The 7,754-nt window shown below is 55.1% G+C and carries 6 protein-coding genes; 1 reads left to right on the top strand and 5 read right to left on the bottom strand.

Annotated features, from left to right (window positions below):
• Positions 1-236 precede the first annotated feature (236 nt).
• The gene (gene abc-f / locus QEP11_RS05485) at positions 237-2,132 is read left to right on the top strand and encodes a ribosomal protection-like ABC-F family protein (protein WP_284335626.1); all 1,896 of its coding nucleotides are present in this window, start codon (positions 237-239) and stop codon (positions 2,130-2,132) included.
• A 47-nt stretch (positions 2,133-2,179) separates the two neighbouring features.
• Here abc-f and QEP11_RS05480 read toward each other — a convergent pair whose 3' ends face one another.
• From QEP11_RS05480 to QEP11_RS05460, 5 genes are all read right to left on the bottom strand, one after another.
• Positions 2,180-3,283 (bottom strand): protein-glutamate methylesterase/protein-glutamine glutaminase, encoded by a 1,104-nt coding sequence (locus QEP11_RS05480; RefSeq protein WP_284335625.1) that lies wholly within the window; start codon positions 3,281-3,283, stop codon positions 2,180-2,182.
• Positions 3,284-3,300: 17 nt separating this feature from the next.
• The gene (cheD, locus tag QEP11_RS05475; protein ID WP_413788684.1) at positions 3,301-3,981 is read right to left on the bottom strand and encodes a chemoreceptor glutamine deamidase CheD; all 681 of its coding nucleotides are present in this window, start codon (positions 3,979-3,981) and stop codon (positions 3,301-3,303) included.
• A 74-nt stretch (positions 3,982-4,055) separates the two neighbouring features.
• The gene (locus QEP11_RS05470) at positions 4,056-4,922 is read right to left on the bottom strand and encodes a CheR family methyltransferase (protein ID WP_284335623.1); all 867 of its coding nucleotides are present in this window, start codon (positions 4,920-4,922) and stop codon (positions 4,056-4,058) included.
• Positions 4,923-5,018: 96 nt separating this feature from the next.
• Positions 5,019-5,507 (bottom strand): chemotaxis protein CheW, encoded by a 489-nt coding sequence (locus QEP11_RS05465; protein WP_284335622.1) that lies wholly within the window; start codon positions 5,505-5,507, stop codon positions 5,019-5,021.
• 118 nt (positions 5,508-5,625) lie between these two features.
• Entirely contained in the window at positions 5,626-7,752 is a 2,127-nt protein-coding gene (locus QEP11_RS05460) for a chemotaxis protein CheW (protein ID WP_284335621.1), read from the bottom strand.
• Positions 7,753-7,754 lie beyond the last annotated feature (2 nt).

Raw genomic sequence — 7,754 nt, 5'->3', positions numbered from 1 at the left:
CACTGAGCAACGTTGTGTGTTCAGCGAAGACTTGCATTGTACATCGTTTTTGAGGCTTCGCAGAAAACCTGCAAAAAAACTTTCAGTCAACGGCGCAAAAAGGTGCACTGCACTAGCAAGGGAGCGGACATGGCACTGTTTGTACTGTTTCAAAGAAAAGTTCTTTTCACTCCAACCCATCAGAGATGGGTTGGAGTCAGGCAGCGCCTTGCGCTGCCTTAGATAATGTATGCACCATGGCATTGATTACCTTATTGGACGCCCAACTTGCGTTTGGGCACGTGGCCTTGTTGGACCACGCCAGCTTTTCACTGGAAACCAACGAACGCATTGGACTGATTGGCCGCAACGGAGCGGGCAAATCATCCTTGCTGAAAATTTTGGGTGGGTTGGCGCAAGCTGATGATGGGACACTGCAAGTACAAAGCGGTGTGCGCATTGCCTATGTTCCGCAAGAGCCCAACCTCGACCCCGAGCACACGGTGTTTCAGGCCGCTGCGGAAGGTCTTGCGGACATAGCCAAACTGCGTGACCAATACCTATCTGGTGCTGAAGGTGTCGATCTGGATAGTTTGCAATCCAAAATTGAAGCGCAGGATGCCTGGAACTGGGAGCAACGTGTTGAAGAAACGCTGCAGCGTCTTCACCTGGAGGGCGATGCCAAAATCGGCCAGCTATCTGGAGGAACGCGCAAACGCGTCGCGTTGGCCCAAGCGTTGGTGATGAAACCCGATGTTCTACTGCTGGACGAGCCCACCAACCACTTGGACCTGGACTCCATCGATTGGCTGGAAAGCCTGCTCATTGAATTCAAGGGTAGTGTAGTAACAATTACGCACGACCGAGCCTTCCTGGATCGTATTGCGACACGTATTGTGGAACTGGACCGTGGGCACCTGCAGTCGTATCCCGGAAATTTTGCCCAGTACTTGGTGCAAAAAGAAGAACAGCTGCACCAAGAGGCGGTCATCAACGCCAAGGCCGACAAACTGTTGGCGCAAGAAGAAGTCTGGATCCGCAAAGGCGTGGAAGCACGCCGTACACGCAGTCAAAGCCGTATCGAGCGGTTGAAGGATTTGCGTGCGAACCGGGCAGAACGCCGAGAAGCATTAGGCAGTGTGAAGCTGGATATTGATTCAGGCAAGGACAGCAGCTACCAAGGCAAGATCGTGGCTGAATTGAGCAATGTCTCCAAGTCATTTGGCGACAAGACGATTGTGAAGAATTTCACAGGCACGGTGCTGCGCGGTGACAAGGTAGGCTTAATCGGACCCAATGGGGCCGGCAAGACCACCTTGCTGAAAATGATCCTGGGTGAACTCGAAGCCGATAGCGGCACGATTCGTCGCGGAGCCAATTTGCAAGTCGCTTACTTTGACCAAATGCGCCACCAGATTGATCTCGATGCCACACTGGAAGACTTCATCAGTCCAGGCAGTGAATGGATTGAAATTGGCAGCAACAAAAAACATGTGAAAAGTTATTTGCAGGATTTTTTGTTCTCGCCTGCCCGTGCACACTCTCCTGTCCGCTCTTTGTCCGGCGGTGAACGCAACCGATTGCTCTTGGCACGCCTGTTTGCACGGCCTGCCAATGTCCTGGTTTTGGACGAACCGACCAACGATCTGGACATCGATACACTGGAATTGCTGGAAGATCTTTTGCAGCAATACGACGGCACTGTGTTCTTGGTCAGCCACGACCGGACGTTCCTGGACAACGTGGTCACCAGCACAATAGCCGCCGAAGGCAATGGTGTGTGGCGTGAGTATGAGGGCAGCGTGCAAGACTGGCTGATCCAGTCCAAGCGCAGTCGTGAACTGGCCGAGCAAGCAGCCAAAGCCCAGGCAGCCAAAATCACATCAGTGTCTAAAGAAGAAGCACCGAAAGACAAAGCAATCGTGCCTGGTGCCAAGCGCAAACTGAGCTACAAAGAACAGCGGGAGCTGGAACAGCTACCAGACCTGATTGCTGCACTGGAAACTGAGCAAGCAGAAATTCGCAAGGAACTGGAAGACCCGAGCATCTATGCCAGCGACAATGCCCGCGCCATGCAGCTACACGCCCGCGATGGAGAAATTGAAGAAGCCTTGATGAATGCGCTAGAGCGCTGGGAGTTACTCTCTGCGTGACCGGCAATAAAAAGGAGCGCATGACTCCTTTTTATTGCGGGATTACTTCAGATACGGTGCCGCACATCTGGCGAAGCGCGCAATTTGGCCAGCAATGCAGGGGCAATCTGTGTCAGCGGCAATATCTCATCGGCTGCACCGCGGGCGATTGCCTCACGCGGCATGCCGAAGACAATACAGCTGGCTTCGTCTTGCACATAGTTGTAGCTGCCCGCATCCTTCATCTCACGCATGGCGGCAGCGCCATCAGCGCCCATTCCTGTCAGCATCACCCCCATGGCATTGCGCCCCGCAAACTGCGCCACCGATTGAAACAGCACCTCCACAGATGGCTTGTGTCGATTGACTGGGGCTGCCTGCTCATCCACCACCGCCACATAATTGGCTCCACTGCGGGAAATGGAGAACTGCTTGCCTCCTGGTGCAATATAAGCATGGCCGGGCAACAAGCGCTCTCCATGCGTGGCTTCTTTCACGGTGATTTGGCACAGGGCATTCAAACGCGTGGCAAAGCTGGTGGTAAAACCTGGAGGCATATGCTGGGTGATAACAATGGCAGGCGCATCAGCGGGCATCTGTGTCAGCACCTCTTTGATCGCTTCCGTTCCTCCCGTTGAGGCACCAATCGCTATCAACTTCTCTGTGGACAATTTACCTAACAGGTTGGCACTGGTGAAAGCTGGTTTGCCAACCTGCGCTGCCGTAGAAGGCATCGCCGCCGCTTGCGGCTTGACTATGCGGTGCACATGGGCCGACGCGGCAATGCGAATCTTGTCGACAATTTCGCCCGCAAGCTGCCCCAAGCCATTAGCTACACCCACCCGTGGCTTGGCCACAAAGTCCACAGCGCCAAGCTCCAAAGCGCGCATGGTGACTTCAGCGCCACGCTCGGTCAACGTGGAAATCATCAGCACCGGCATGGGGCGCAAGCGCATGATGCGCCCCAAGAAATCGATACCGTCCATCTTGGGCATTTCCACATCCAGCGTGATCACGTCTGGATTCTTTTCACGGATCATCTCGCGCGCCACCAGCGGATCATTGGCAGTACCGATGCACTCCATGTCGGGCTGGCGATTGATGATTTCAGCGAGCAAGCTGCGCACCAGCGCAGAGTCGTCCACCACGATCACTCGAATCTTGCGGTTCATTCTTTCAGCCACCTCTCTCAAAACAGATCCACACTACCGCCAGCATTGGTTTTGGCCAACTGTGCCGCACTGCCACGCGAGCGTTCCTGCTCGACCAAGGCTTCTGGGTGCGCATGTGCCAAGCGCTTGACCATGGCTTTTCCCGTTGCGGGGAAATACACAACCTTGCGTGGATAAATATCCAAAACATCTTCGGACACGATAGGGATGCGCTCCGTCTGCAAATACTGGGTCACAAACTCCGTATTGCGCTCCCCGACGTTCATCGTGGTGAAATTGGCCATGACCTGACCACCACCAAAAATCTTGGCCTGCATGGTTTCGCGACGCGCCCCCAGCTTGATCATTTCATTGATCAGAACTTCCATCGCATATGAGCCATAGCGTCCACTGGTGTCCGCACTATCGCCCTCTGGCAGCATGAAATGGTTCATGCCACCAACACCCACAGTACGGTCCCACAGGCATGCAGCAATGCACGAGCCCAGCACGGTGCAAATCACCATGTTCTCGCCCGTCACAAAATACTCACCTGGCAATACTTTGACGGCGTTGAACTGGAAATGGTGATCAAAGTAAAAAAATGAAGCCTCACCAGGCTTGCGCGGGCGATTGCGCAGTACATCCAGACTGGAAGAAGATGCACGGACTGGCTGCAAGGACTGACGGTTGTTCCAGGCAGTGCTGGCGGTCCCCATCGTTCCCAGTGGCTGTGTACCCATGACTAGGCCTTTATGTTGCATCTTTGGGGCTGAGCTCGAACGCTATTCAATCAAACCCGCTCGTACACGGTTTTGCCGCGCAGAACAAACAGGTCACGCGATTCACTGAAGTTTTCGGCATGCCCCACAAAAAGCAATCCTCCTGGCTTCATCACGCGATGGATGCGCTCGAGCACCTTGCGCTGCGTGGCCGCATCAAAATAAATCATGACGTTGCGGCAAAGAACCATATCGAACGGCTCTTTGAAGGGCCAGTCGTCACGAATCAGGTTGACCTGAATGAAATCAATCATGCGTCGCAGCTCTGGCTTGACGCGAACCATGCCTGCGTTCGACGCCTTGCCCCGCATGAAGAATCTGTGCAAGCGCTCCTGGCTCAAGTTCTTGATGTTCTCCATGCGGTAGACCCCATTCGCTGCCGTGTTGAGCACCTTGGAGTCAATATCGCTGGCAATGAGCTTGAAGTTGGCGTTCGGCCCCAGTGCTTCCTGAGCCGTCAGCACGATCGAGTACGGCTCCTCACCCGTGGAAGCTGCATTGCACCACACGCGCCATGCGGTGCTGGCAGGCTTGCTCTTCAAGTGCTGCGCCAATATCTCAAAGTGATGCTGTTCTCGGAAAAATGAAGTCAGATTGGTTGTCAGCGCGTTGACAAACTCCTGCCACTCACGCGCATCGCCCTGCTTTTCCAGCCAGCTCAGATAGTCATCAAAACTTGCATGCCCGGTCTCGCGCAAACGACGTGAAAGGCGGCTATACACCATGGCATGTTTGCCATCATGCAAGCTGATGCCCGCATGCTGATAGATCAACGCCTGAACCCGGCTGAAATCAGCTGACGTCCAGGTGAACTCACGCCCCTGCGCCACGGGGTTCAAGGCCTGTGCGCTCTCAGCGTGACGTGTCGTGTGTAACATGAATCGTGACCACCCAATGAACACCCATGGCAAAGCTGCCATAAACCAGCAAACCGCAACAAGACCATCTGCTGACCAACCGAAGTCTTGCGGGCCTTACTCCGCAGGCGCGACCAGCCCCATGTCGACATTCGACATTTGCTTTTCGATATCCAACAAGATCAGCATCCGCTCACCCACCGAGCCCAGGCCAAGAATGCAGCCACTGTCGATAGCGCTTTCAATGTCGGGAGCTGGACGAATTGCTTCGGGTGCAAGCTCCATCACATCACTCACGGAGTCCACCACGATGCCAACCACACGGTTGCGCAGATTCAGGATGATGACTACGGTAAAGCTGTTGTACTCGACCGCAGAACAATTGAACTTCAAGCGCATGTCCACGATGGGTACGATGGTGCCACGCAGGTTGACTACACCTTTGATGAACTCTGGCGCATTGGCAATGCGTGTGGGTTGTTCATAGCCGCGGATCTCCTGCACCTTCAGAATGTCGATGCCGTACTCCTCGTCGCCGAGACGGAAGGTCAAATATTCGCGGGCGTCTGAAGCCTTGTTTTCCGCATTCTTTCCCATGATGCTCATCGTTTTCTCCTACGGTGGTGAAACTGGAACAGCTTCTTGGACCACCAAAAAAATCCCTGTTGCCCTGCCCAGTGCCGCTTGGTGCGGTCTCTGGAATGGTGAAATCCTGTACCTACAGTTAGCGCGTACGACGAACCAAGCTGCTGGTATCCAAAATCAGCGCCACCGAGCCGTCGCCCAAGATGGTGGCGCCAGACACATTGGGTACCTTGCGGTAATTGCTCTCCAGATTTTTGACGACGACCTGGTGTTGCCCCAGCAACTCGTCAACCAGCAAGGCCACGCGGCTGCCATCAGACTCAATCACCACCATGATGTCGCTGCGCGAGCTAGCTTCAGTACGTGGCACGCTAAACACATGCTCCAGCTCAATCACGGGCATGTATTCATCCCGCACCTTGACCAGCTGGGTGCCTTGGGTCACGGTGCTGACATCCGCGGCTTTAACCTGGAAAGACTCAACTACGGAGGACAGAGGCAAGATGTAAACCTCATCGCCCACACCCACCGACATGCCGTCCATGATGGCCAGTGTCAAGGGCAGGCGGATCGAGACACGCATACCCATTCCTTGAACCGAATCAATCTCTACCGAGCCGTTGAGTGCTGCAATATTTTTCCGAACGACGTCCATGCCTACGCCACGGCCTGACACATCGGTCACCACATCAGCGGTCGAAAATCCCGGAGCAAAAATCAGCATCCAGACTTCGCTGTCCGGCATGCTGTCCGAAACATCCATGCCTCGCTCACGCGCTTTCTTCAAGATCTTCTCGCGGCTCATGCCCTTGCCATCGTCGCGCACCTCAATAACGATGGAGCCCCCCTGGTGCGAGGCTGCCAACGTCAAGGTACCGGTTTCAGGCTTGCCGGCCTTGATGCGCTCCTCCGGCGACTCAATGCCATGGTCCAGACTGTTGCGCACCAAGTGAGTCAGTGGGTCGGTAATTTTCTCGACCAATCCCTTGTCCAGCTCCGTGGCTTCACCTTGCGTGACCAGATTGATTTTTTTATCCAGTTTGTTCGCCAGATCGCGCAGCATGCGCGGAAAGCGACTGAATACGGTGGACATGGGAATCATGCGAATCGACATCACCGCTTCCTGCAAGTCACGCGTGTTGCGGTCCAGATCTGCCAACCCTGCCAGCAATTGCTGGTTCGCAGAGGGATCGAGGGCGCGACTGTTTTGCGCCAGCATCGCCTGAATGATCACCAGTTCGCCAGCCAGATTGATCAGCTGATCCACTTTCTTCACATCCACACGGATGCTGGTGGACTCCATCTGGGCCATATTGGGTCGGGTTGCTGTCTTGCTGGCACTTGCAACTGGCTTCACCACTGGAGCACCCGGAGCGCCTTCAAAGATACCAAAGGCCTCCGCCTCTGCCACAGATGCAGGAGCAGGAGCAGGCGTGTCTGCAGCGGGCTGGGCGGCTGCAGGCGCCACAACATCGGTCGGTGCCGAGGCGTCAGCAGCTGCGGCCTCTCGCGCACTGATTTGCACCTGCTCCTTAGCCACGTGAAACGCCATCAAATCCAGCAGATCGTCATCAGTGGAATGTGTTTGCACCGCAAACAAGCGCGTCTTGGGTTCTTCGCACGGCAAATCTTCAATGCTGCCCAGTCCAGGAATATCTCGGAACAACTCCTTGATTCCATCCACGGACTCCAACACATCCAGTGGGCCAATCTTGATTAGCAAATCGCGCAGACCACCAGGGACGGACGGGGCTGAAGCAGGCGCAGCCACAGGCTCTGGCATCATGGGAGCTGGCTCAGATGCAACCGGCGCATTGATCTCTGCGGGAGCGGGGGCTGCTGCGCCATTTCCTGCCGCCAAGTGAGTGATTCGCGCTACAAGGTCTGCAGTGGGTAGCACCTCACCTTCACCACCTGCCTGGTGGCGCGCCAGCAGACTGCGCGATGCATCGGCCGATTCCAGCAGCACATCCACCATCTCCGGGATGGGAGTGATTTCGTGACGACGCAGGCGGTCGAGCAGCGACTCCATCTTGTGCGTCAACTCCGCCACATCGGTAAAACCAAAGGTGGCTGACCCGCCTTTGATGGAGTGCGCACAACGGAAAATGCCATTGAGTTCTTCGTCATTGGCCGCGCTCAAATCCAGATTCAGCAGCATCTGCTCCATCTGGTCGAGATTTTCACCCGCTTCTTCAAAGAAGATTTGGTAAAACTGGGTCAGGTCAAAGTCTGCTTCTGCTGCGCCTTGGTGTGTATCCGCCATGT

Origin of the sequence: Comamonas halotolerans, assembly GCF_030162935.1 — a bacterium.
Lineage (GTDB): Bacteria > Pseudomonadota > Gammaproteobacteria > Burkholderiales > Burkholderiaceae_C > Comamonas > Comamonas halotolerans.
The sequence above is the reverse complement of the archived record's forward strand: the minus strand, read 5'-3'. Positions and strand labels throughout refer to the sequence as shown.